Genomic DNA, 23,267 nt, shown 5'->3' on the forward strand with positions numbered 1-23,267 from the left:
AAAACAAATTGCACTAATGATTTGATCACTGGCGCAGGGAGGCATTTGAGAATGCTCAAAAAGGTCAAGAGTGCTCGCTTTTGTTATGAAACGATACAAAATAAGTAGCTTAAATAGGCAAAAGTACTTACCTTGTATAAAGAGCCGCCCAGTTACCATGGGTGGAATTGAACAAAATCGAGTGAAAACTATGGCTAACCTATCCCAAGAACAGACCTGTCCTGCATGCGGTGTTACCGTTGCCAATGACGTGGTGCAATTTTCCAATGGGTCTACAGGTACCCGTGCCCGGCTTTATGCCAGGGTTTGTCAGTACGCTAAGAAGCCTGAGTGTATTAACCAAGATAAAGAGCTGATTGGTGTAGTGCTACATGAAGATGGCTTTATGGAAGCACCACCAATTAAGTTAGGTTAGTAGCGCCAGCTTTTCCTTGCTTTTTTCTATCCGAGTCGTTCTGCCACCTGCTTTAGCCGCTGCAACTGGGCTGCCATATCTTGCTTGGTCCAGTTAGCGGCAAATTGGTTAAAACCAAATGCCACTAGCGGATTCGGGATTTCAAATTCAAATCGGTTGAGCAGGTGAGTGCCCGAGCCTTCTGGCATACATTCCCAGCGATCTTTGCCTGTAAAAAAACCTGTAAATGCCCACACGACTAGCCCCGGTCGACGCTCCACTACTGTACTGATTAGACTGGGCTGCAGTAGCGGGATTTGGATAATAAAACGTGTCTGACTGTTTAGCTCTGTGCTCCAAGTCTCTGACATGGGTTCACATCGTAGGGCTGGATTCAGCCACTGATGCATGAGGTTGCGATCGCAAATACATCGTTCAACGGTAGTAGCACTGGCATTAATAACAATTGATTGCTCAAATACACCCATAGGTAGTGGCGGTCAGTGGCGTTATGGCTGTTCCAAACCACAATGGTCGATAGCCAATGAAGGCTACCGACCATTGTCACTTATTTAGGTTCAACAACGCTTAAGACAGACAACGCTAATGTCCGTGGTGGGCGTGTTGCTTGTGGTCGTGGTGATCATGGCTATGCTCACCGTGATGATGGCCATCATGGTGATGACCGTTGTGAGCGTGGTCATGGTGGTGACCTGAGAAGTCTTCAGCAATCTGTGCTCGTTGACTTTGATTGACCACGATCCCCTGTTCACCCAGGAGGTCCGAAATTAATCCATCGACCCAGCCAGCGGCCATGGCAGTAAATTCATCACTGTCATTGACACAGGGCATTTGCACATAGGTGACATCGGGGCGCTTGCGTCGTAGATGGCTGATAATATGCTCCACATCTAACAGGGTTTCGTGGTTTTCCGTGGCAAAGCCAATGGGCATCAAGACTAGAGCCGTTGCCCCCAAATCCATTAGATTTTGAGCAGCCAGGGTGACATTGGGCTGGGTCCACTCAATCATGGGAGTGTCGTGGTTGAGCCAACCAATGGAAATCAACGGATAGTTGTAAATTAATCGCTCCCTTACTGCTTCATAGAGGAGCTGGCTTTCCGTAATTCCTGAGGTAAAGCCCTTGGCCTTGTGGGGGCAGCCATGGTTCATCAGCACAATGCCAGTTTGTGACGGTAGGTGGGCCACGGCCAGATGCTGTTGAATTTTATCCTCGACCTGGCGAGCTAGTAAATCAATATAGTCAGGCTGATTGTAAAAGGACGGCATGTAGCGCGTACTTTGGAGCCAGTGGTCTTCTCCTGCCTTAAATGTTTGGGCTAGGGCGTTGTTAACCTGCTCTACGGCAATACCACTCGTGAAAATAGAATCCACCACTAGCAGAGGATAAATCATTAGCTTAGTGAATCCTTGGGACTGGATTTCCTCTAGTACCTGATGAGGTAAATGGGGTGCACAGAAGTTAAACGCCTTAAAGACGCTTACCCGTTCTCCCCATTTAGACTGCAGGTGGCGCTCGATGCCCTCACGCTGCCGCTCAAAAATAGCATTGTGGGGGGAAATAAAATGGTCATGTTGATGATCCCATTCATGGCGATCAAACAGAGCCAAAAGCTTGGCTAAGGGGGGATAAATCCAGGTGGGGACTGGGGCAAATTTGGCGGTGAGTAAGTTAAGAGCTTGTTCGTTGTAATTGGCAAAGTCTTCGTAGCTTTCTACTTCGCCGTAGCCCATGAGCAAGACCGCCACGCGATCGTCAGAGCTGGACGGATCTGGGGATGATAAATGCGTGCGCGAAATCGCAACCATAATAAATAATGTGCCTTAGAGGTGAGTTGAGCCGTCACAACGGACAGGGCTAACGATAGCTCACCTTTTGGGCTGTATGGCTCAGACCTCGCAAGAATTTAAGACTCCTGAGATGAATCGACATGCAAGTGTTGCTATCTGTTAAGTCTTGAGTTGTTTATATATCAGTGGTTGTAGCCAACACTACATAATTGTAAGCCTGATTCAAATGCCTCTCTCAATCACTCCATAATCGTCTGCGTTCGGCTCCCTTGAGGCGCTCATGAGTATCCTGGAGCAATGTGGGTATAGCTAGCTGCTGGGGGCAGCGGGGTAGGCAGTCACCACAGTCAGTGCAGCGATTTCCCTTACGTCCTGGGAACCAGTGTCCTGCCCGCTCAAACATGCCATAGCGATATTGGCCAAACTGCTCCATGTCGTAAGCAAGAGCTAGATTTCGCAGGCGCAGTACTTCCGGAATATTGATTGCTTCAGGGCAGGGTAGACAGTCATAGCATTGGTGGCATTGCTCAGTATCTAGGACGGTTTTCTGGGCCTGTTCTAGCCTTGCTAAGGTTGCTTGCTCTGTTGGGGCGAGAACACTGGTGCTGTTCGCAACCTGCAGGGGCCAATCAAGTTCTGCGGGCACCGCTGGCCCCACACTGAGGGTGGTGATCCGTGAATCGCTCAAAAGCCAGCGGTACGTGAGTAATAACGGATCAAAGGGAGCGCACAGTTCCTTGAGCTGATTGGGGGGAGTGTAGAGCTGTCCCCCTTTGTCTGCAGGGGAAATGATGAAAACACCCAGATCTTTTTGATGAGCTAGTTTAATGGCCGGGGCGTTGCGACGATTGAAAAAGTAGTAGTGCAGGTTGATAAAGCTGATTATGGGCAGTGCGATCGCCCCCATCACCACCTCTAAATCCCCATGGCTAGATGCACCGATGTGACGAATGCGACCATCCTCTAACACTTGGTTTAGCGCTGGTATCATCTCCTCAACCTGATGCAGATGCTCAGCTGTATTGACACCATGTAGGGCGAGGCAATCAATGTAGTCTGTTTTCAGCCGCTCTAGGGATTCATCCACGAAACGATCAACATCGCTCCCTGGTAACAGCTTAGTGGTTAAAACTAGCTCAGAACGATTTAAGCTGCTTAAGGCCTGGCCAAGATATTGCTCGCTTTGACCGTAAGCCCGCGCTGTCTCAATATGATTAATTCCCCGGTTCACGGCAGCCGTTAAAACCTGGTGAAAAGTATCCGCATTATCCAGGCATCGCATCGTACCCAGGGAAAAGACAGATAGGTTTAACTCTGTTTTGCCAAAGCGTCTATAGTGCATAGACTCAGCGAACATTCTGCTCTACTGATTAGACGAACGCCCCTTCTGTGCAAAATCTGATGGACTCAAGTTAGAGACAAAATCCCGGAATGCTTCTTTTTCAGCTTCATCGGCTTCTCGGTCGACGGGAATCGAGGCATCGGCTACCACTTCTTCCATCACCCATATAGGCGCACCCATACGCAGTGCTATCGAGATTGCATCACTGGGGCGTGAGTCCAATTCCTTAGTAACCTCTCCTTGCTTGATGGTCATAGTGGCATAAAACGTATTGTCTTTGAGGGAGTGAATGACCACACGATCTAAAGCCAGTTCCCAGTCATCCAGCAAATTGGAAAATAGATCATGGGTCATGGGACGCACAGAGTCTTCATTTTCCAAAGCGACGATAATGGCGCGGGCTTGCTCATTGGAAATAAAAATAGGCAATGCTCGTCGCTCGGATTCGTCACGCAGCAAAATTACAGGATTTCGTGAAACCGCATCCAATGCAATGCCAGCAACTTTCATTTCGATCATGGATATTAATCCTCTTGGCTCCGCAGGAATCTGACCCAGTAACTAGACTGTAGCACCTGAAAATTTCCGAAACTGTGTCAAACTATCTGCGAAATATGACAGTTGACCTTTGGAAAATATCAGTAGCAAATAAATGTGTTGAACGGCTGGTGCAAGTAATATTCCCTTTCTAAGCTAAAAGAGTCTGTTCAGCTTGTTGGCCATTTCATAAAAATCTTTATTTAGATTCTAAAAATCTTTATCTATAGCTCCATGCTTGTAACCTCTATAAATAAACCTTGTCCACGTCCAGAACTGGAGTTTTTCTGTAGAAGAAGCTACATGTTTCAACTTGGACGTGGTTTATGTGTGATTAAGCTGTTTAGAGTTGTGATAGTTATACGCTTATGGATTAGCGAATCCAGCACGCTCTAACATTACTGCCCCTAGAATTATCATAAGAATGTGTTTACCGGACTAATTCAGGCTTTAGGAAAGCTTCAAACCTTAGACAACGATCGGCTACAGGTTACTTGTCTTGAACCCTGTGATGTCATCATGACAGACATTGAGTTGGGGGATAGTATCGCTGTAGACGGTGTATGTCTAACGGTTGGCACTATTTTGCCTCAGGGGTTTATCGCAACGGCTTCCCCTGAAACGTTAGTGCGATCTACGTTAGGCAAAACTCCCATCAACCGTCCTGTAAATCTGGAGGCCTCACTTCGAGTCGGCTCCAAAATTGGTGGCCATTTTGTGACGGGGCACGTTGATGGTCAAGGCTATTTAAGTGACATTGTTCAAACTGATAGCGCTTGGGAAATCAGCTTTACAGTGCCTACAGGCCAAGCATCCCGCTATATTGTCCCTAAAGGCAGTATTGGGGTGAATGGCATTAGTCTGACGGTGGCTGAATGTAGCCCCTCTGGTGATTGGTTTAAGGTGGCAGTTATTCCTGTGACCTATGACGAAACGAATTTGCAGTACTTACAGCCTAATGACGCGGTCAACCTTGAAGGAGACATTCTGGGTAAGTATGTGGAGCGTTTTACCCAATTGGGTAATGGGGCAGTGGAGCCGGATATTTCGTTAGACTTCTTATCTGCCCATGGGTATGGCTAGCCTAAGGGCAATAAAGCGTATCCTTGGTTGCTCGTCCCGTTACCGGATTCACCCCTGCAGCGACTTCGCACAGCATGTCATTGGTCTGGACATCCAAATCCACATCGGTGAAGTCAGCGCCCTCTATATCTGCTTTACGAAAATCAGTACTAAATGCGTACGCACCTTCAAGGATTGCGTTTTTAAGATTCGCTCTAATAAACCGGGCTCCATCCAGGGTCGCGCCAGTCAAATTGGCATTTTCTAAATTTGCCTTGGTCAAGTTTGTGTCAAAGAGTCGTACGCCACGCAGGTCAGTATTACTTAGATCTGCCTCAGCCATGTCGGTTCTGGTGTAATTATTTCCACGCAAATCCTGACTTGCAAAACTTTGCTGCCTGAGGCTCTGACGGTCAAAATTTTCTGCCTGGGCTGGGGGTGTCCAAGTTAAGCACAGGACACAGATCAATAGGCAGCTTAGGAGCCAGCTTTTCCACCAAACGGAGTTTAGATACCTCATAACTTAGCGATCTCAACAGTACTAACCATGCATTCTAAAACCGTTTCAGTACCTATGACTATTGGCTTCGATACTTGACAAGTCAGTCAAAAAGGAAAAGTCCAAACAAAAAAGCCTCCGCTCTAGAGCGGAGGCTTTTTTTAAGCAATATCAGACCAGAGCTTAGTCTAGGTCATCCATTCCTAGTACTGCCTCATTTGTACGATCAATACCTTTCTCGAAACCACCAGCAGCAGCACGAGCGCGGCCCGCATGCCATAGGTGACCAACCAAGAAGAAGAAGCCAAGAACGAAGTGAGACGAAGACAACCATTGACGGGGATTCACAAAGTTAACAGAGTTAATCTCAGTGATAACGCCACCTACAGAGTTGATCGACGCGTTAGGCGCGTGGGTCATATACTCAGCAGCACGGCGAACCTGCCAGGGTTGAATGTCATTCTTGAGCTTGTCTAGATCAAGACCGTTAGTACCACGAAGGGGAGCTAACCAAGGACCATCGAAGTCCCAGAAACGCATAGTCTCACCACCGAAGATAATCTCACCAGTAGGAGAACGCATTAGATACTTACCAAGACCAGTAGGACCTTGAGCTGAACCAATATTCGCACCCATACGCTGGTCACGGACCAAGAAGGTCATGGCCTGCGCCTGGGAGGACTCAGCATTAGTAGGACCATAGAACTCACTGGGGTAAGCAGTATTGTTGAACCACACCATGCAAGAAGCGATAAAGCCCATCATGGACAATGCGCCCAAGCTGTAGGAAAGGTATGCCTCACCAGACCAGATGAAAGCACGACGTGCCCAGCCAAAAGGCTTGGTTAGGATATGCCATACACCACCGGAGATGCAGATCAAACCGATCCAGATGTGACCACCGATGATGTCTTCCATGCTGTCAACACCGACAATCCAGCCGTCGCCACCGAAGGGAGCACCGACTAAATAACCCCAGATCACAGCAGGGTCAAGGGTGGGGTTAGTAATGACACGAACGTCACCACCACCAGGAGCCCAGGTATCGTAGACACCGCCAAACAAAGTGGCCTTGAATACGAGTAACAGGGCACCACAACCAAGCAGAATCAGGTGATAACCAATGATATTGGTCATCTGATTCTTATCCTTCCAATTTTGTTGGAAGAAGTTGGAATACTCCTCAAGTGTTTCGGGACCACGAACAGCGTGATATATACCGCCCAGACCAAGAACTGCAGAGGAAATTAGGTGCAGTACACCAATGACAAAGTAGGGAAATGTATTAACAATTTCACCACCGGGACCTACACCCCAGCCCAAAGTAGCCAGGTGAGGAAGTAGGATAAAGCCTTGCTCATAGAGCGGCTTCTCAGGCACAAAGTGAGAGACTTCAAACAAAGTCATCGCACCAGCCCAAAGGACAATAAGACCGGCATGGGCCACATGGGCACCCAGGAGTTTACCGGAAAGTTCAATCAGACGAGCATTACCAGACCACCAAGCAAAACCTGTGGATTGCTGGTCACGACCTGAAATGTAATTACTAGAGAGCGTTACCACGTGGCAGTACCTCTTCGGGGAATACAAACTTCTCGTGGGGCTGGTCCTGAGAGGCCATCCACGCACGAATACCTTCGTTAAGCAGGATGTTCTTGGTATAGAACGTTTCGAATTCAGGATCTTCCGCAGCGCGGGTTTCCTGAGAGACAAAGTCGTAAGCACGTAAGTTCAGTGCGAGACCGACGATGCCAACCGCACTCATCCAGAGACCGGTGACCGGCACAAACAGCATGAAAAAGTGCAACCAACGCTTGTTGGAGAAAGCAATACCGAAAATCTGAGACCAGAAGCGGTTTGCCGTCACCATCGAGTACGTTTCTTCCGCCTGTGTCGGTTCAAAGGCACGGAAGGTGTTGGCTCCTTCGCCGTCTTCAAACAACGTGTTTTCAACCGTCGCTCCGTGGATCGCACACAACAGGGCTCCACCCAGGACGCCCGCCACACCCATCATATGGAAGGGGTTCAGGGTCCAGTTGTGGAAGCCTTGCAAGAAGAGCAAAAAGCGGAAAATGGCAGCCACACCGAAGCTTGGCGCAAAGAACCAGCTGGATTGGCCCAACGGATACATCAGGAAGACCGATACGAACACGGCGATGGGAGCCGAGAACGCAATGGCGTTATAAGGACGCAGTCCAACCAGACGCGCGACTTCGAACTGACGCAGCATAAAGCCGATCAAGGCGAACGCTCCATGGAGAGCGATAAAGGCCCATAGTCCACCGATTTGGCACCAGCGAACGAACGATCCTTGAGCTTCTGGTCCCCACAGCAGCAACAGGGAATGACCCATGCTATCTGCAGGAGACGAGACGGCGACCGTCAAAAAGTTAGCCCCTTCGATATAGGAAGAGGCGAGTCCATGGGTATACCAGGACGTCACAAAGGTGGTGCCAGTGAGCCAGCCGCCAATGGCCAAGAAGGCACACGGGAACAGCAGCAAACCGGACCAGCCAACGAAGACAAATCTATCGCGCTTGAGCCAGTCATCGACGACGTCGAAGACGCCTCGATTGGCTCCAGCACGGCCCATTGCAATGGTCATCTCAAATCCTCTTAATATGGCATCAAGTCCTATAGGTAAAGGGTTGAGGGATATATAAGCAACCCTTAAAGGACGTGGGGATGTCACAAGCACCCACACATAGGATGGCCGTAATCACCATCAGGTAGGATTTTGGCTTGTACTTTATGATAAATAGACTTTCGTTTTTTTACAATCTGTCACGTACTTCTCAGATTCAGAAAAATCGCTAAACCCCCTTTCATGAAAGAGATTAAGCGATTTTATCAAAAAATGGAGTGAAGATTTGTGTCGATTTTGATGGGTATTTACCCTTGTTTGCATACGTTTTGTACTTTTTGGAAAACATAAAGACACAATAAATGCATCGAAAATGCATCGCATTTTATAGTTTTTGTTCAAATATCTTCGATAGGGTACAGAGTGAGTCGTAAAATGTTGACCATGTCCATGTCGTCGACGGTAGCTATTTAGTCAACGCCTTCATATATCAGAACACTTCGCTCAGAATGATACGCTGTATAGATGAGTAGTTTCAGATGGTTGGTTAAACTACTTTCTGAAGGGTTAGGAGATACTAAAAGTTCAGCGCATGTATAATTCGAGCGTCATCGGCGGTAGTCTCAGTATTTCTGGTAATCGCCTGTTTGTATATGAAGTCAAAGGGCTAGACTCAGCAGCCGGGAGCACAGTGCCCGTGCGTCAGAGTGGAAGCACTTTCGTGACAGTTCCCTACGAGCGTATGGCCGAAGAAACTCGGCGAATTACTCGGATGGGAGGCGAGATTGTCAGCATTCGTGCAGTAAATGGCAATGTGCCAGTTGCATCTGTGACTCAAACAGCACCTGCAGCAAAGAAACCCATGTCCGAAACGAAAGCAAAAGCTAAAAAGCCTGGTGCTAATGTACCGGTCAATACTTATAAGCCTAAAAGTCCTTACCTGGGCGCATGCTTGTCGAATGAGCCTTTAGTGGCTGAAGGCGGAATTGGCATTGTTCAACATATTAAGTTTGACCTGACTGAAGGCGACCTTAAGTACGTAGAGGGTCAAAGTATCGGCATTATCCCTGAAGGGACTGACGAAAAGGGCAAGCCTCATAAGTTGAGACTTTATTCAATTGCGTCCACCCGTCATGGTGACGATGTAGACGATAAGACCGTGTCTTTATGCGTACGTCAGCTGACGTATCAGCACCCTGAAAGTGGTGAAACCATTAATGGTGTTTGCTCTACCTATCTCTGTAACCTAGAACCTGGAACTAAGGTCAAGATTACAGGTCCTGTTGGTAAGGAAATGCTATTGCCTGACGATCCTGATGCCAAGGTGATCATGATGGGTACGGGTACTGGAATTGCTCCATTCCGGGCTTATCTGTGGCGCATGTTCAAGGACAAAGAGCGTGCGGTCAATACTGACTACAGCTTCAACGGTATGGCTTGGCTGTTCTTCGGCGTACCTAAGACCGAGAATATCCTGTACAAGGAAGAGCTAGAGGAGATGCAGGCCAAGTATCCTGATAACTTCCGCTTGACCTATGCCATTAGTCGTGAGCAGCAGAATTCTGAAGGTGGTCGCATGTACATTCAGCATCGTATTGCTGAGTATGCTGATGAGCTTTGGGGTCTGATCCAAGATGAGAAGACTCATGTCTATATCTGTGGTCTGCGCGGAATGGAAGGCGGTATTGACGAGGCTTTGACAGCGGCAGCGGCTAAAACCGGTGTTAACTGGGATGAATATCGTCGTGCCATGAAGAAGGGTCACCGCTGGCACGTTGAGACTTACTAGGTTTTACTGACCTGGTCTGTCACGATGTCAATTACATAATATGTAAAAGCCAGGTGAATCTTCGGGTTCCCTGGCTTTTACAATGAGCTGTGGTAAATCGATTGGGATAGCACATTGGTTTTTAAGGTTGGATTATTAGGCTTGGGCACGGTAGGCACAGGCACAGCTAAAATTTTGTTGGACGCTGCCCAGCGTCATCCGTTGCTAGAGACCTTAGAGATCCATAGGGTGGGTGTACGCTCTTTGGATAAGCCTCGTGCTGTGGATTTACCAGAGGATTGTTTGACAACTGATCTCGAAGCAATTGTTACCGATCCTGATATTGATATTGTGATCGAAGTTATTGGTGGGTTAGAGCCTGCTCGTTCGCTGCTGTTAGAGGCGATTGAGGATGGTAAGCACGTAGTCACTGCTAATAAAGCTGTTATCTCTCGCTATGGAAATGAGATTGCGGCTGCGGCCAAAAAAGCTGGAGTCTATGTGCTCTATGAAGCAGCTGTCGGCGGTGGTATTCCTATCATTCAGCCGTTGCAACAGGCTCTAGGTGTCAACCGGATTGAGACGGTCACCGGCATTATTAATGGCACCACCAACTATATATTGACCCGCATGCAGGCGGAGGGTGGAGACTTCGGACCCATCCTGACCGATGCTCAGGCCTTAGGTTATGCCGAGGCTGATCCAACCGCTGATGTCGATGGCCTAGATGCAGCCGATAAGATTGCTATTTTGGCATCGATTGCGTTTGGTGGAAAAATCCGTCGCGAGGATGTTTTTACTGAAGGTATTCGCAATGTGAGTGCCTCTGATGTTGACTATGCGAAAACCTTGGGGTTTGTGATCAAGCTGCTTGCGATCGCAAAACGGAATCCTCTCAATGCAGACAAGACAGACACTATCCAGCTGCGTGTTCATCCAACCCTTGTCCCTCTCAATCATCCTTTAGCTAATGTGAACGACGTTAACAATGCGGTTTTAGTCGAAGGCGATCCCATTGGTCAGGTTATGCTCTACGGTCCTGGTGCAGGTGAAGGACCGACAGCCAGCGCCATCGTATCGGATGTTATGGCCATTGCCGCCACACTGCACATGGAGTCTCCGGCAGAGGAAAAATTACCCAATCCTTTACTCAGCAATGCCTACAGCGACTATAAAACCATTAGCCCCATGGAGGAACTAGAAAGTCGTTTTTATCTGCGGCTAATGGTAAAGGATCAGCCAGGGGTAATTGGTCACCTGGGAGAAATTTTTGGCAATCACGAACTGAGTCTAGAGTCGATTGTACAGATCGGTCTGCAGGATAATCTTGCTGAACTCGTGATTGTTACCCATGAGGTTCAGGAAGGTGCATTCCAACAAGCCATCACTGCTTTGAAAGAGTCTGGCGATGTGGATTCAATTGCGAGTGTGTTACGAGTGTTGGGATAAATTTTGAGTTCTGAGGTGATCCCGGTATCGGGAGAAGTTCTGCATCATTGGCGATGTCAGGCCCAGACAGACGCCCAAAATGCTGATGTCCCTTTGTATGAAGTGGACTGGTTGTTGCAGGGGGTGAGTGCTCTGAGTCAGTCAGACCTCAGTCTGGGGTTATATCGTGATCGGCTAAATGTGCCATTACGGCAATCACTGGCTTGGTTAACTGAGCAATGGCAGCGTCGTTTAGTTGAACGAGTTCCGGTCCAGTATCTGGTGGGTGAAACACCTTGGCGAGATTTGATGTTGACGGTGACGCCCGATGTGTTGATACCTCGACCTGAAACAGAGCTGATAGTGGATATTGTGCAGGCTTGGGCTGAGCAGCAGGAACTAACCTCAGAGCCACAGGTTTGGGCAGATTTAGGGACTGGGAGTGGGGCAATAGCAATCTCACTGGCAAAAACATTTCCCCAATTCCACGTCCTAGCTGTCGACATTAGTGCCGCCGCCTTGGATGTAGCCCGTCAAAATGCTGAGCGCAATCAGGTGGAAAATATCCAGTTTTACCAAGGCAGTTGGTTTGACACTTTAGAAGATTGGTATGGGCAGCTATGGGGCGTCATTGCCAATCCCCCTTACATTCCCAGTAATGTAATACTTGAGCTAGAGCCTGAAGTGATGAATCATGAACCGCACCAGGCATTGGATGGTGGTCAGGACGGGTTAGACGATATTCGCCTGTTGATCGAGCAAGCGCCTAAATTTTTCCAGTCCGATGGTTTGTGGTTGACCGAACATATGCAGGGCCAGGCCCAATCTATTGCAGCTTTATTGGCAGCTGAAGCAGTTTATACAGATATTCAGACTCACCAGGACCTAGCGGGTATCGAGCGATTTGTCTCAGCAAGGTTATCGTGCTTGGACCAGTTGTGACTACAGTCTGCATCATCGCTAGTGTTACCTAGTTCCCCGCTAGAATAGTTGAATCGCGGGCGACCGCTTTTGTTCTACTAAGCTATGGTTTCGTTAGCCCGTAAAAATTTACTCAAAGACCTGCCACGATTTTTGGTAGCCCAGGCAGGCATTATGTTTGCCGTTAGTTTGGTCACTATTCAAACCGGTATTCTCAAAGGCTTTACCCGTTCGACCACGCTGCTGATTGATAGCTCTGCTGCCGATATCTGGGTTGCTTCGGAAAATATTGTCAACTTTGAGCTAACAGAACCATTTCCCTATGTGCAGGTCCAGAGAGCACAGCAAATTGAAGGGGTGGCGTTAGCCGAAGCCCTCACGATTGGTTCAGGGCGTTGGTATTCGGACGGTAAGCTCACCACACTGCGGGTATTTGGCTTTGACCCTAATGGACAGTTGTTTCGTCCTGGGAAGGTTTCTGATACTGCGATCAAGGCCTTAAATGCTCCCTATTCAGCCCTGATTGATCGCACTAACCAGCGTTCTTTCCGCATTGATGGGGTGGGGGATATGGCGCGGATTCGCCAGCTGCCCGTCATGGTGGTTGGGTTTGCCCGCGATACCCAATCATTGGTATCTAGCAAATTTGTATTTACCTCGTTAGTGAATGCCAATGCCTATATCAGTTCTGGCTTTTCGTCGGGGTTGACCTGTCAGCTGGGCAATGGAGACATTACCTGTGTCAATGCCTATCAACGCGATGAAGATACGGGCAATGCTGAGGTGGTGGATCCAGAATCGTTGAATTCAGACTCGCCCGTGACCTATATTCTGGTTAAAGCGGCACCGGGGGAAGATGTACAACTCCTTAAGCAGCGGATAGAAAGTTCCTTGTCAGGGACAAAAACATTTACTAAAAATGAGCTGATCAACACCACCCAGTCCTATTGGCAAAATCGTACGGGTATTGGTTTTATCCTAGGTCTAGGGGCCATTGTTGGTGTGTTGGTGGGCATGGTGGTGGTGGCCCAAATTTTGTACACATCGGTTTCTGAGAATCTGCGCGAATTTGGCACTCTGAAGGCGATGGGGGCGTCAGATTGGGATATCTACAGTGTAATTTTGGAGCAGTCGTTGTGGATGGCGGTTTTGGGCTATTTGCCGGGGCTGTTGCTGTGTTGGAGTGTGGGAACTTGGACAGCTGCGACCCAGGGCATTGTGGTTCTGATCACGCCCATTAGTGCCGTTGGTGTTTTTGGGATTACGGTGGTGATGTGTGTGGGGTCTGCTGTTTTTGCAATTCAAAAAGTGACTCGTGTGGATCCCGGTATTGTATTTAAGGCTTAGCGTCCCTTGATGTAGATGAGCCCGTCTGTGAGGTGTGAGTTTAAGAATTAATGGTTGCGATCGCAGCACAAAATATCCAAATGTCCTTTATGTCGGGCACCACTGAAACCAAGGTGCTCAAAGGCATTGATCTGGCTATTCCCTCAGGGCAAATCCGTCTAATGATGGGACCTTCAGGGTCTGGTAAAACGACGCTGCTATCGATTTTGGCGGGTATTTTGACCCCGACGGCAGGGCAGGTACAGCTGCTGGGTCAAGAAATAACAACGCTCTCCCGCAAAGAACTCACCGGCTTTCGCCGTGACCACATTGGCTTTATTTTTCAAAGCTTCAATCTGTTTCCAGCCCTTACTGCGCTAGAGAATATTGAGCTGGCTTTACAGCTCAAGGGCTATAAGGGGCCAGGTAATAAGGAACAGGCCTTTGATCTTTTAAAACAAGTCGGTCTGGGCGATCGAGCTAATAATTTGCCTGCGGATCTATCCGGTGGTCAAAAGCAGCGGGTGGCCATTGCCCGTGCATTGGCGGGTGAGCCGGAACTGATCATGGCCGATGAACCGACAGCGGCGTTGGATTCTGCCACTGGTCATGATGTGATCGAGCTGATGCAGTACTTAGCGAAGAATAAGGGCTGCACGGTGCTGATCATTACCCATGATCCACGGATTACAGATGCTGCGGATGAGATTACTTACCTGGAAGATGGCATTTTGGCCAAACAATCGAGTTTAGTTAGCGGATTTCATTGAGGCGGCGGCGATGACTGCCACCCTAATTCAGAGTCCTGACAGGGTCGTTTTACAAAATATTAGCTGGCAAAGTTATCAGGGCCTGATTCGTGACTTTGCCCAGGAACCTGCTATTCGGCTCACTTATGACCATGGTGCTCTTGAGATTCGTATGCCGCTAGATCCCCATGAACCGTTTAAGAAGCTGATTGGTCGGTTACTTGAAGCAGTGACTGAAGAGCTAAATTTGGAAATTCGTAGTTTGGGTTCTAGAATCTGTGATCGAGAAGATCTCATAAATGGGTTAGAACCGGATCAGTGTTACTACATTCAAAATGAGCCTCAAGTTCGTGGCATTGAGGAGATCGATTTAACTCAATTACCACCACCAGATTTAGCAGTTGAAATCGATATTACAAGCAGTTCTCTGAACCGATTTTCTATTTATCAAACGCTGGGAGTTCCAGAAATCTGGCGTTACGATGGCAACCGCTTAGAAATATATGTCCTACAGGGCGATGAGTACATTATTCAATCTAGTAGCCGAGCGTTACCTTTATTAGCAACAGATATTTTGCGATTTCTTATCCCTCGCCAAACCCTGAGTGAGAATGCCTTAGTCAAGCAATTTCGTCAGTGGATTAGAAAACAGTAGAAGCTATCTTTCAAAAATGTCAGCGATGGTTACTTTAGCTGTAAATTCTGGCTAGTTTCGAGATGTTTTGTAAATAACCATGACACCATGACACGTAAAGAACATGGAATATGTAAACTTTGCCTCAAAGAAAGCAAACTATGTTATTCACATATTCTGTCAGAATTTCTTTATAAAGAAATGTATGAGGATCAACGATTTGCATTGAAGCAATCTGGGCATAAACAAAAAAAACAACAAAAGGGTATTCGTGAATATTTACTATGTGGAGAATGCGAGAAAAAACTTAGCAAGTATGAGTCTCATGCTTCAAGAATTTTAAAGAATAAGTGTGACTGGCCATCGCCAGAACATTCAGGCTATTTCACACTTAAAGCCTTCAATTATCAATTTTTAAAGGGTTTCTTCTTATCAATTCTCTGGCGTTCTAGTGTTTCAAAAAACCAGTTGTTTGATCAAGTTAATCTTGGAGGGAATGAAGAAGATATACGTTTGCGTTTATTAGGCGAAGATTTTGGAGGGCCCAGAAATTATCCTGTTTGTATGTTTACTTTGGAAGATAACCCGCTTAGTTTTTATGATGAGAAATATACATTAGGGAATTTTCACTTTATCCAGCCACCGGTAAGAAAAAGAGTCGAGAAAAATTGGGCATATATTTATGTCTATATGGGCTTTAAGGTTTTACAGTTCTCTTCATTTAGAGTTTCTTTATCCGAAAAATTCGATAATATTTATCTACAGCCAGATTGCTGGAGGATTGGACTACTCACAAAAGAAAATAATCCACAAACATACATTGATTTTGCTGAGAATGTTAAAAGAATTTTCAGCTAGTTGTAGCTTAATATCCTAAAAATCGTTCAATTAAGTGAGCATTGGATGGACTTGCTTATGTACCTCGTCCAACAGTGAAATGACTGCGGTGATAGCAGATGCTTTAGTTGGTCAAACCCAACTCCACGGAAGTCGCTGGCATAAATATCGGTTTACTAACTAACTGTCTGTAGTTCTTTAACGATACCTGTCAAAATTTCAGGCGCTAAGCGAGGCCGCCAACCAAGGTCTCGCATGGCCTTTTCACCACTGATGCGTACACAGCGGTCATATATATAGTGGACCAGTTCATTATTGAGGGGAGCATTCCAGAAAAAGAGCTTGCCAATGGGGTCTAGGATGTTACCAATGAGTCTGACCAATGGTTGAGGAGCATCCGCTGGAGCTTTTACCCCGGCTGCCTCCCCTAGAATTTTGAACATTTCGCCAATGGATAGCTCCCCGGCAGAGATGATGAAATGTTCGCCGGAGGGGGCTTTTTCGGCAGCAAGTACCATGGCCTGGACGAGATCGTCTACGTGGACGATGCCGGTGATGCGATCTCACTTATGACTGCTGCGTCCGTAAAGTTAGACGTCAATTGTGATGGTACTTGATAGATAGAATTGCCTATGACTTCAGCAGTTTGGGCATTTTGGGATTAAACGCTTACAAAAAAGTATGACCATGAAATGTCCCGTCTGTAGTGATTCATCTCTTCACATCACAAGTTTAGAGTCTCGCCTAAATGCATCATGCTGTTCAGACTGCCAAGGGCAATGGATCTCCGCTAATGATTACTGGACATGGCTAAAGCACCATGGCGAAACTCTACCTGAGAAAGAGCCTGATGAACTTCCCATTCAGGCTGATGATGTGCAACGAGCTAAGCTCTGTCCAGAATGTAAGCGCATCATGCTCCGTTATAAGGTGGGTCATAGCCTGGATTTTAGGCTGGACCAATGTGGCAGCTGTAATGGCGTATGGTTTGATGCCAATGAATGGGAAGCCCTCAAGCAGCGAAACCTGCATGATGAGGTTCACCTAATCTTTTCGGCTCCCTGGCAGTCTCAAGTGCGTAAGGATGAAGCGCGTAAGCTACTGGAAGCTATATACACCGAAGCGTTTAGTGATGACTATGGCAAGATCAAAGAAATCAAATCATGGATAGAAAATCATCCTGAGCAGGAGAAGATTCTCAACTATCTGAGTAATGAGGATCCCTACGAGATCGGCGCGTCAAACTCGGCTAATTAATTTGTATCCCATTTCGTCACTAAGAAACCCGGAGTTCTTTGACAATTCCGGTCAAAATTTCTGGTATGGAACGGGGCTGCCAGCCTAGGTCTCGCCTAGCTTTTTCACCACTAATGCGAACACAGCGGTCATAAATGTAGTGAACTAGCTCATTGTTCAGGGGCGCGTTCCAAGAAAATGCTTTGCCGATGGGGTCCAGGAGCCCCCCAATCAGTCTAACCAGAGACTTCGGAGCATCCACCGGCGCTTTAACACCGGCTGCATCGCCCAGGATATTAAACATTTCGCCGATGGATAATTCCCCGGCAGAGATGATGAAATGTTCGCCAGAGGGTGCTTTTTCCGCTGCCAGTAACATGGCTTGGACGAGGTCGTCGACGTGGACGATGCCAGTGATGCGATCGCATCCCGGCCAAATCGGTAACCTTCCCTGCAAAAACAATTTAATCACCGGCCCAAAGTGCGGATCATCCGCCCCAAAAATCCCACCCGACATTAAGCTTACCGCTGAAAACCCATCAGCCACATGCTGATTCACCAGCTGCTGCGCCTTGAACTTTGTCTCATCATAGGCTGAGGAAAATCCTTCCTGGGTACGCTGATAAGTTTCATCGATCACCTTGCCCGCCGTATCACCATAGATACCGATGGTGCTGCAATAGACTAGCTTGGGCGGATTAGGCTGTGCCCTGATTGCCGTCAATACCGTACGCGTTCCCTCCACATTCACCCGCTCCATGCGGGCCGCATCCACAATGCCCAAGTCCACGCAGGCCGCGATGTGAAACACCACATCTACATCTGCCATCGCCTGGTTTAAAGCATCTGCATTGGTAATATCGCCATACACCAACTGCACATCTAGATCGGCCAACCGCGACAAGTCACTGGTGCGGCGCACTAAACCGACCACATCATTGCCTTGGGCAACCAATAGCTGAACCAGGTGGGATCCCGTGAAACCGTTTGCCCCTGTAACCAGTGCTTTCATCCGTTTCTCCCATAGTCCCAGGCTGTATCGTAGCGGAAATCAGGGAGCGGCTGAATTTGTAACTAAAAATCGTCTTTAAAGAAAAAGCAACTTAAGATGTAGATACTTTAAGAGCCGCTTCTTTGGATGATTAAAACAATTAATAAGTCTGACTTTGTTCTCACACCATATATGCAGAGCAATGACTTACGAGCCACTTATCAAGTTCTAAATACAATCATCCCCTATATTTTTCTATGGTTTTTAGCGGTCAAAGTAGTCGATATTTCTGTTTGGTTACTGCCGCCGATCATTATTTTGCTAGTGCTCTTTTCATTGCGCTGCTTTTCCTTAATGCATGATTGTGGTCATTACTCACTTTTTAGTTCTAAAAAAGTCAACCGAGTGGTTGGCTTTATTTTTGGGCTGGTGAATGCCATGCCCCAATATTGGTGGTCGCGAGACCATGCCTATCATCACAAAACAAACGGTGACTGGGAACGCTATCGCAGTATTGGTGATTTTTTATCTACTAAAGAATATGCTCTACTCACGCCATCTGACCAAAGGTTATATGGGATGCTTAGACATCCTTTAATGGCGTTTCCAGGTGGCTTTTTCTATCTAGCCTTCAAACCCAGACTGATTCTGCTTCTAGGCAGCTATGACTTTATCTGCCATGCTTTTGCTTGTTTAAAGTCGGATGCTAGTTTAGGTCTATCAACAATTATTTCGTCCCATAAACCTAAGCATTGGTCCACAGCCGCAGAGTTTTGGGATATCCTCCTAAATAGTTTTTTTGTTGTAGGAGGATGGCTTTGTCTTTGTCACTTGCTGGGGCCAGTTTTCTTCCTGAGCGTGTACTCAATTGTTTTGACGCTATCTGCGGCAATTTTTATCAATATTTTCTTTGTGCAGCATATTTTTGAAGGAACCTATGCCCATAAAACAGAGGGTTGGGACTATCTAACTGGAGCCCTTGAAGGCAGTAGTTATTTAGATGTACCCGCATTTTTTAAGTGGTTTACTGCGGATATTAGTTATCACAGTATTCATCACCTATCTGAGAAAATCCCTAACTATAATCTGAAAGCGTGCCATGAAAAAAACGGCCACTTACTTACCCATGTAAAGGCAATTCGGATTAGCGATGTGCTTGACTGTTCTAAATTTATTTTGTGGGATGCTGACGAGAATAAACTGACATCTATTCAGGAATTTGACCAGCGTCAGGTTAATGCTTTTTCATAAATCCGGTAGGTTTTGTAGATGGTGGCTCCGGTGCTTTCGATGATGTTACGCGATCGCATATTGTCCTCATATACCCAGGATAGCTCGGAGCGCTTATAGGGTCGTTTTTTCTCTGTACCGCCCTTCATCCCCAAGTAAACCACCGCCAGGGCGACCATTCTACGACTGTATTCCGGTAGTGTACAAATAGCCAGCACCCTTGCCTGATCTATCTTGCGACGATACCAAAGAAACTTGAGAATGCCAAAGATATTGAGTTTTCCCTTCACCTGTTTGAGGGCAATGTTGTAATCAGGTAAGGCCATAAAAAAGCCCACCATCTTGTTGTCTGAATCTTTTTTTGGATCTTCTGCAATGACGAAGATGTCTGTATCCACTAAGGTTTGCAGCTCCCGTGCCTCGAACATAAACTCCTCTTCCGTACGGGCACTGGAACTCCAGTTATGGGCAAACGCAGTGGTAAACAATTCGTAGATCTGACGACAATCTTGATCAAAAGCCTCACCCTTGGTGTGGATACTTCGGAAAGTAATGCCTGCTTTCTGAGCAATTTTATAGCCTCTTTCAAAGCTATTTGGCAATGGATGATCTAATGGCAAATCATAGGCATAGGCATCTTTTGCCTTTTGCCAGCCATTCGCCTCCATGATGTCCAAATAATACTGGGGATTGTAGGGCATCATTAACATCGGATCTGAATCAAACCCATCTACCAAAAAGCAACAGTTATTGTGGGTAGACAGATCGATTGGCCCCCGAGCGTGGGTCATCCCCTGTTGCTGGAGCCAGTCAGCCGCTGCATTTAAAAGCGCTTGACCAATTTCAATGTTATCGATGCATTCAAAAAAACCTATTAATCCGATTGAGATGCCTTCTCGCTCAATCAGTCGATCATTCACTGCTGCCACTACCCGTCCTACGGGTTGATCACCCTGATAGGCAAGAAACTGCTGCAGCTTTCCATATTGGAAAAACGAATTTTCTGCAGCGAACTGCTTAGCGATACTTGACTCAATCGGTGCCACCCAATGAGGATTATCGCGATAGACATAAGCTGGCACAGCAATAAATGCAGCCTGTTCGTCAGCTGTGGTAATTGGCTTAATTGAGAAAGTACTCATGGGGGAATGTGAGTATTGAATGGTGAATAGGAATTGTATTTAAAGTTAGAGCCTTTAACGCTTAAAAGGCTAACTTGACCTTGTTGTTCTAATTACTATCCACCATTCATGATTCACCCTCTATGCATACTGAGCAACTGCACCGCCTAGTTTTTGACGAACAGTGACCATGGACTCCACCAACTGATCCATTTCGGCTTGGGTATGGAGGGCATTGGCCGTAATCCGTAGACGAGGCTTGGCAATAAACCAGATCGCCGAAACCCAGATACCATGTTCTTCCATCAGAGCACGGGCAAAGGCCTTGGGATCCAAATCTGGAGGCAACAGTACAGGGACTACGTTAGTTTCACCAATGGCATCAAACCCAGCAGCGATCAGCTTAGAGCGTAAGTACCGAGTATTGGCCTGAAGTTTTGCCACCCGTTCCGGTTCGCGGCGTACCAGACGAATGCTTTCTAGAGCCGCAGCTGTCACTGGTGGTGGTAGGGAAATCGTACCGATGGATGTGGGTGATACGTCCAACAGATCGATCAACTCACGGTTAGGGGAGCTAATGGCCGCACCTGCAGAACCTGCAAACTTGGAAAACGTGGTCATAATGACGGGGACAATACCTCGCTCAACCACCGACTGAGGCGTAATGCCAAAGTGGTCATAAATTCCCTCACCCTTACCACCAATTGCCCCACTGGCATGGGCTTCATCCATAACCACAATGCTGCCAGGGTAGTCTTCCATAATGTCTAACATGCGGGGCAGAGGTACCACATCACCATCCATAGAGAAGACGGCATCAGAAATAACAATCACCCGATCATCAGGACGGACATAGCGACGCATCTTGCGCTCTAGGTCATCCATATCACAGTGACGGTAGGCTTTGACCCGTACTTTAGGGCTGTGGCCAAACATTTTACCTGAGCGATTATCAGCGTTGACCACGGCTGCAATGATGCAGCCGTGGTTGAGGACATCGCTAAAGATAATGGTCTCGCGAGTGTGCTGAAACCCTTGTACAGGAACTGCTAGGTGGCAAAAACCATCCATCAGAGCCTGTAATGCCATCCAAGCATTGAGAAACAGCTGAGTATGGGGCAAATGCTTAAATTCAGAAATTTCTTCTTCTAGCTGACGGTGTAAGTCAATCCGACCACTGAGGACCGAACAAGAGCTATTAGAGGTACCATAGCGGCGGATAGAGTCGATGGCGGCCTGAGTTACCGCATTATCTTGGGCCATGCCCAATACATCGTTGGTACAAAACGTTAGGACCTGGTGCCGCTTGCCAGTGCCCTGTTCCTCTACATCTATCTGATTACCATTTTTTTGATGGCAAATGAACTTGTCAGGGTATAACCCGCTTGCATGCAAACGTTGCACGTAGTCATTAACGACTTCCACAATTTACTCCTCATCACCTACATTGAGCATATCAATCAACCAAGATCTGAGCTAAAAAAGCCGATAATCCCTGGCAACAGGCCTTGGTAACGGAGGCTTGGGCATCCCAAGCGGGCGATTCACACAAGCATACCGTTACTAACCTCCTGGGATGGTTGGATTGAAGACTCTTTTGATGCATCAACAGAAGATGTGTGAGAAACGCCTGAACGCTCATATTGACCGACAATCACTCGCTGTAAAGCAATTATTGCCGGATTGACCTCGACGTAGTTACGGTGCGGATCGATGGAATAGTTACGTTGCTCGCTTTCCATCATCTCTACATCCTGGTGTAGAAATTTGAGGAAAATATTGTTCAAAATCACCTTTTCCAGAACCCTCGCGATAGGACCGTTCAATAACCACTGGGGCAATGGCAACTTGAGAAACATTAAGGAAAAAGATTTTGTTTCTGTAGGTCCTATAGGCAAACGCATCAGATAGAGCGACGATACTGATTCGAGGGACGTAGCGTAGTGGGGATAACGATAGTGAATAGATACCGTACGAGTGGCACTATCGCTACCTTTTGTCCCTAAGCCTAGTAATTTACTTAGAAAGCCTTCGTAGGAAACCTGGTATTCGGCGGCTACACCATCATCGTCTTGCTTGAGCTTGAGTAGTTTAGGCTCGTACCAGCCTTGAAGATCCTTATGTAAAAAGCCATGGAAAACATCCATCGTATTCTCATTACAGATGGAGAAATGGGCTTGAAAATGGCCGGGAATACGTACCATAAACCATCCTGGTTGGCCATATTGAGGCACATCTGGCAGCGGCTGTTGCTCGGCTAGTTCGGCTAAACCTGGAAACACCCACACGATGCCATAGGCTTCGCGGGTGGGATAGCTTTTGGCTTGGGCACAGGGCAGCTTCTGTTCCTTGGGAAAATAAGGAATACCGACACATTGACCATCACTATCAAATTCCCAACCGTGATAGGGACACACCAAATTGTTGCCATGGACCTCTCCCTTGTGCAGTTCCACTCCTTTGTGGGGGCAGGCATCGGCCATGGCATGAACTGTGCCATCAGCATCTCGGTAAACCGCTAGGGAAGAGTCCCATATCTTTACAGAGACTACTTCTTCAGGCTTGAGCTGGTCTGCCCAAAAGACTGGGTACCAATAGTTTGGGTTAATACCAACGGCGCGTGCACGCCGATATATGGGTTGACCTTTAAGAACAGCAGATGCTTCCATCTTCAATGGCTAGAATTGTAAGAGTTGACGGTGATTAGCAGTAAAGCCTTTTCACTGTAAGAGACTTATCTTGATTTTTACTGAGGAAAACCCTTATTAAGGGTAGATTTTTGACTCAATTCAGGGA

Annotated in this window: 23 protein-coding genes; 11 read left to right on the forward strand and 12 right to left on the reverse strand. The window is 47.1% G+C overall.

Features of this window, described 5'->3' with window-relative positions:
- Positions 1-157: 157 nt before the first annotated feature.
- Positions 158-415: a hypothetical protein gene (locus IXB50_RS00320; protein ID WP_246564010.1), complete on the forward strand. Its 258-nt coding sequence runs from the start codon at positions 158-160 to the stop codon at positions 413-415.
- Between the two features lie 26 nt (positions 416-441).
- Here the strand turns inward: IXB50_RS00320 and IXB50_RS00325 are convergent, their stop codons facing one another.
- The 4 genes from IXB50_RS00325 to IXB50_RS00340 all read right to left on the reverse strand — a co-directional run bounded on the left by IXB50_RS00325 (position 442) and on the right by IXB50_RS00340 (position 4,067).
- The gene (locus tag IXB50_RS00325; RefSeq protein WP_215606937.1) at positions 442-882 is read right to left on the reverse strand and encodes an SRPBCC family protein; all 441 of its coding nucleotides are present in this window, start codon (positions 880-882) and stop codon (positions 442-444) included.
- Between the two features lie 115 nt (positions 883-997).
- Complete coding sequence (locus IXB50_RS00330; protein WP_215606938.1) at positions 998-2,224, reverse strand: ferrochelatase; 1,227 nt, start codon at positions 2,222-2,224, stop codon at positions 998-1,000.
- Between the two features lie 217 nt (positions 2,225-2,441).
- Complete coding sequence (locus IXB50_RS00335) at positions 2,442-3,548, reverse strand: aldo/keto reductase (RefSeq protein WP_215607060.1); 1,107 nt, start codon at positions 3,546-3,548, stop codon at positions 2,442-2,444.
- A 21-nt stretch (positions 3,549-3,569) separates the two neighbouring features.
- Complete coding sequence (locus IXB50_RS00340) at positions 3,570-4,067, reverse strand: bifunctional nuclease family protein (RefSeq protein WP_215606939.1); 498 nt, start codon at positions 4,065-4,067, stop codon at positions 3,570-3,572.
- A 444-nt stretch (positions 4,068-4,511) separates the two neighbouring features.
- Between IXB50_RS00340 and IXB50_RS00345 the strand changes: the two genes are divergently transcribed.
- A complete protein-coding gene (locus tag IXB50_RS00345; protein ID WP_215606940.1) occupies positions 4,512-5,168 on the forward strand; it encodes a riboflavin synthase in 657 nt (218 codons plus the stop codon).
- Position 5,169: 1 nt separating this feature from the next.
- Here the strand turns inward: IXB50_RS00345 and IXB50_RS22355 are convergent, their stop codons facing one another.
- The 3 genes from IXB50_RS22355 to psbD all read right to left on the reverse strand — a co-directional run bounded on the left by IXB50_RS22355 (position 5,170) and on the right by psbD (position 8,251).
- Positions 5,170-5,667: a pentapeptide repeat-containing protein gene (locus tag IXB50_RS22355; protein ID WP_215606941.1), complete on the reverse strand. Its 498-nt coding sequence runs from the start codon at positions 5,665-5,667 to the stop codon at positions 5,170-5,172.
- A gap of 162 nt (positions 5,668-5,829) precedes the next feature.
- Positions 5,830-7,209 (reverse strand): photosystem II reaction center protein CP43, encoded by a 1,380-nt coding sequence (psbC, locus tag IXB50_RS00355; protein WP_215606942.1) that lies wholly within the window; start codon positions 7,207-7,209, stop codon positions 5,830-5,832.
- On the reverse strand, positions 7,193-8,251 hold the full coding sequence (gene psbD, locus IXB50_RS00360) for a photosystem II D2 protein (photosystem q(a) protein) (protein WP_215606943.1): 1,059 nt from the start codon (positions 8,249-8,251) through the stop codon (positions 7,193-7,195). Before psbD ends, psbC begins: the two co-directional genes overlap by 17 nt.
- A 571-nt stretch (positions 8,252-8,822) precedes the next feature.
- Here psbD and petH point away from each other — a divergent pair.
- From petH to IXB50_RS00395, 7 genes are all read left to right on the forward strand, one after another.
- Positions 8,823-10,019, forward strand: a complete 1,197-nt coding sequence (gene petH / locus IXB50_RS00365; RefSeq protein WP_215606944.1) for a ferredoxin--NADP reductase — start codon at positions 8,823-8,825, stop codon at positions 10,017-10,019.
- 114 nt (positions 10,020-10,133) lie between these two features.
- Positions 10,134-11,447, forward strand: a complete 1,314-nt coding sequence (locus tag IXB50_RS00370) for a homoserine dehydrogenase (protein WP_215606945.1) — start codon at positions 10,134-10,136, stop codon at positions 11,445-11,447.
- 3 nt (positions 11,448-11,450) lie between these two features.
- Positions 11,451-12,368: a peptide chain release factor N(5)-glutamine methyltransferase gene (gene prmC / locus IXB50_RS00375; RefSeq protein ID WP_216867548.1), complete on the forward strand. Its 918-nt coding sequence runs from the start codon at positions 11,451-11,453 to the stop codon at positions 12,366-12,368.
- 84 nt (positions 12,369-12,452) lie between these two features.
- Positions 12,453-13,694: an FtsX-like permease family protein gene (locus IXB50_RS00380; protein WP_215606946.1), complete on the forward strand. Its 1,242-nt coding sequence runs from the start codon at positions 12,453-12,455 to the stop codon at positions 13,692-13,694.
- A gap of 50 nt (positions 13,695-13,744) precedes the next feature.
- Complete coding sequence (locus tag IXB50_RS00385; protein ID WP_215606947.1) at positions 13,745-14,443, forward strand: ABC transporter ATP-binding protein; 699 nt, start codon at positions 13,745-13,747, stop codon at positions 14,441-14,443.
- 10 nt (positions 14,444-14,453) lie between these two features.
- A complete protein-coding gene (locus IXB50_RS00390) occupies positions 14,454-15,077 on the forward strand; it encodes a Uma2 family endonuclease (protein ID WP_215606948.1) in 624 nt (207 codons plus the stop codon).
- Between the two features lie 87 nt (positions 15,078-15,164).
- On the forward strand, positions 15,165-15,914 hold the full coding sequence (locus IXB50_RS00395) for a hypothetical protein (protein ID WP_215606949.1): 750 nt from the start codon (positions 15,165-15,167) through the stop codon (positions 15,912-15,914).
- 155 nt (positions 15,915-16,069) lie between these two features.
- On the opposite strand, the gene IXB50_RS00400 is transcribed toward IXB50_RS00395, so the two are convergent.
- The gene (locus IXB50_RS00400; RefSeq protein ID WP_215606950.1) at positions 16,070-16,411 is read right to left on the reverse strand and encodes a Rossmann-fold NAD(P)-binding domain-containing protein; all 342 of its coding nucleotides are present in this window, start codon (positions 16,409-16,411) and stop codon (positions 16,070-16,072) included.
- 169 nt (positions 16,412-16,580) lie between these two features.
- On the opposite strand from IXB50_RS00400, the gene IXB50_RS00405 reads away from it, so the two are divergent.
- A complete protein-coding gene (locus IXB50_RS00405) occupies positions 16,581-17,150 on the forward strand; it encodes a TFIIB-type zinc ribbon-containing protein (protein ID WP_215606951.1) in 570 nt (189 codons plus the stop codon).
- Between the two features lie 19 nt (positions 17,151-17,169).
- Here IXB50_RS00405 and IXB50_RS00410 read toward each other — a convergent pair whose 3' ends face one another.
- A complete protein-coding gene (locus tag IXB50_RS00410) occupies positions 17,170-18,141 on the reverse strand; it encodes an NAD-dependent epimerase/dehydratase family protein (protein ID WP_215606952.1) in 972 nt (323 codons plus the stop codon).
- Positions 18,142-18,267: 126 nt separating this feature from the next.
- Here IXB50_RS00410 and IXB50_RS00415 point away from each other — a divergent pair, with 126 nt between their 5' ends.
- Complete coding sequence (locus IXB50_RS00415) at positions 18,268-19,371, forward strand: fatty acid desaturase (RefSeq protein ID WP_215606953.1); 1,104 nt, start codon at positions 18,268-18,270, stop codon at positions 19,369-19,371.
- Here IXB50_RS00415 and IXB50_RS00420 read toward each other — a convergent pair.
- The 3 genes from IXB50_RS00420 to IXB50_RS00430 all read right to left on the reverse strand — a co-directional run bounded on the left by IXB50_RS00420 (position 19,350) and on the right by IXB50_RS00430 (position 23,140).
- Entirely contained in the window at positions 19,350-20,492 is a 1,143-nt protein-coding gene (locus IXB50_RS00420; RefSeq protein WP_215606954.1) for a hypothetical protein, read from the reverse strand. The two genes, IXB50_RS00415 and IXB50_RS00420, sit on opposite strands and share 22 nt — an antisense overlap.
- A 120-nt stretch (positions 20,493-20,612) precedes the next feature.
- A complete protein-coding gene (locus IXB50_RS00425; protein WP_215606955.1) occupies positions 20,613-21,896 on the reverse strand; it encodes an aminotransferase class I/II-fold pyridoxal phosphate-dependent enzyme in 1,284 nt (427 codons plus the stop codon).
- A gap of 119 nt (positions 21,897-22,015) precedes the next feature.
- Entirely contained in the window at positions 22,016-23,140 is a 1,125-nt protein-coding gene (locus tag IXB50_RS00430) for an aromatic ring-hydroxylating dioxygenase subunit alpha (RefSeq protein WP_215606956.1), read from the reverse strand.
- Between the last annotated feature and the right edge of the window lie 127 nt (positions 23,141-23,267).

Origin of the sequence: Leptothoe spongobia TAU-MAC 1115, from assembly GCF_018739885.1 — a bacterium.
GTDB lineage: Bacteria > Cyanobacteriota > Cyanobacteriia > Phormidesmidales > Phormidesmidaceae > Leptothoe > Leptothoe spongobia.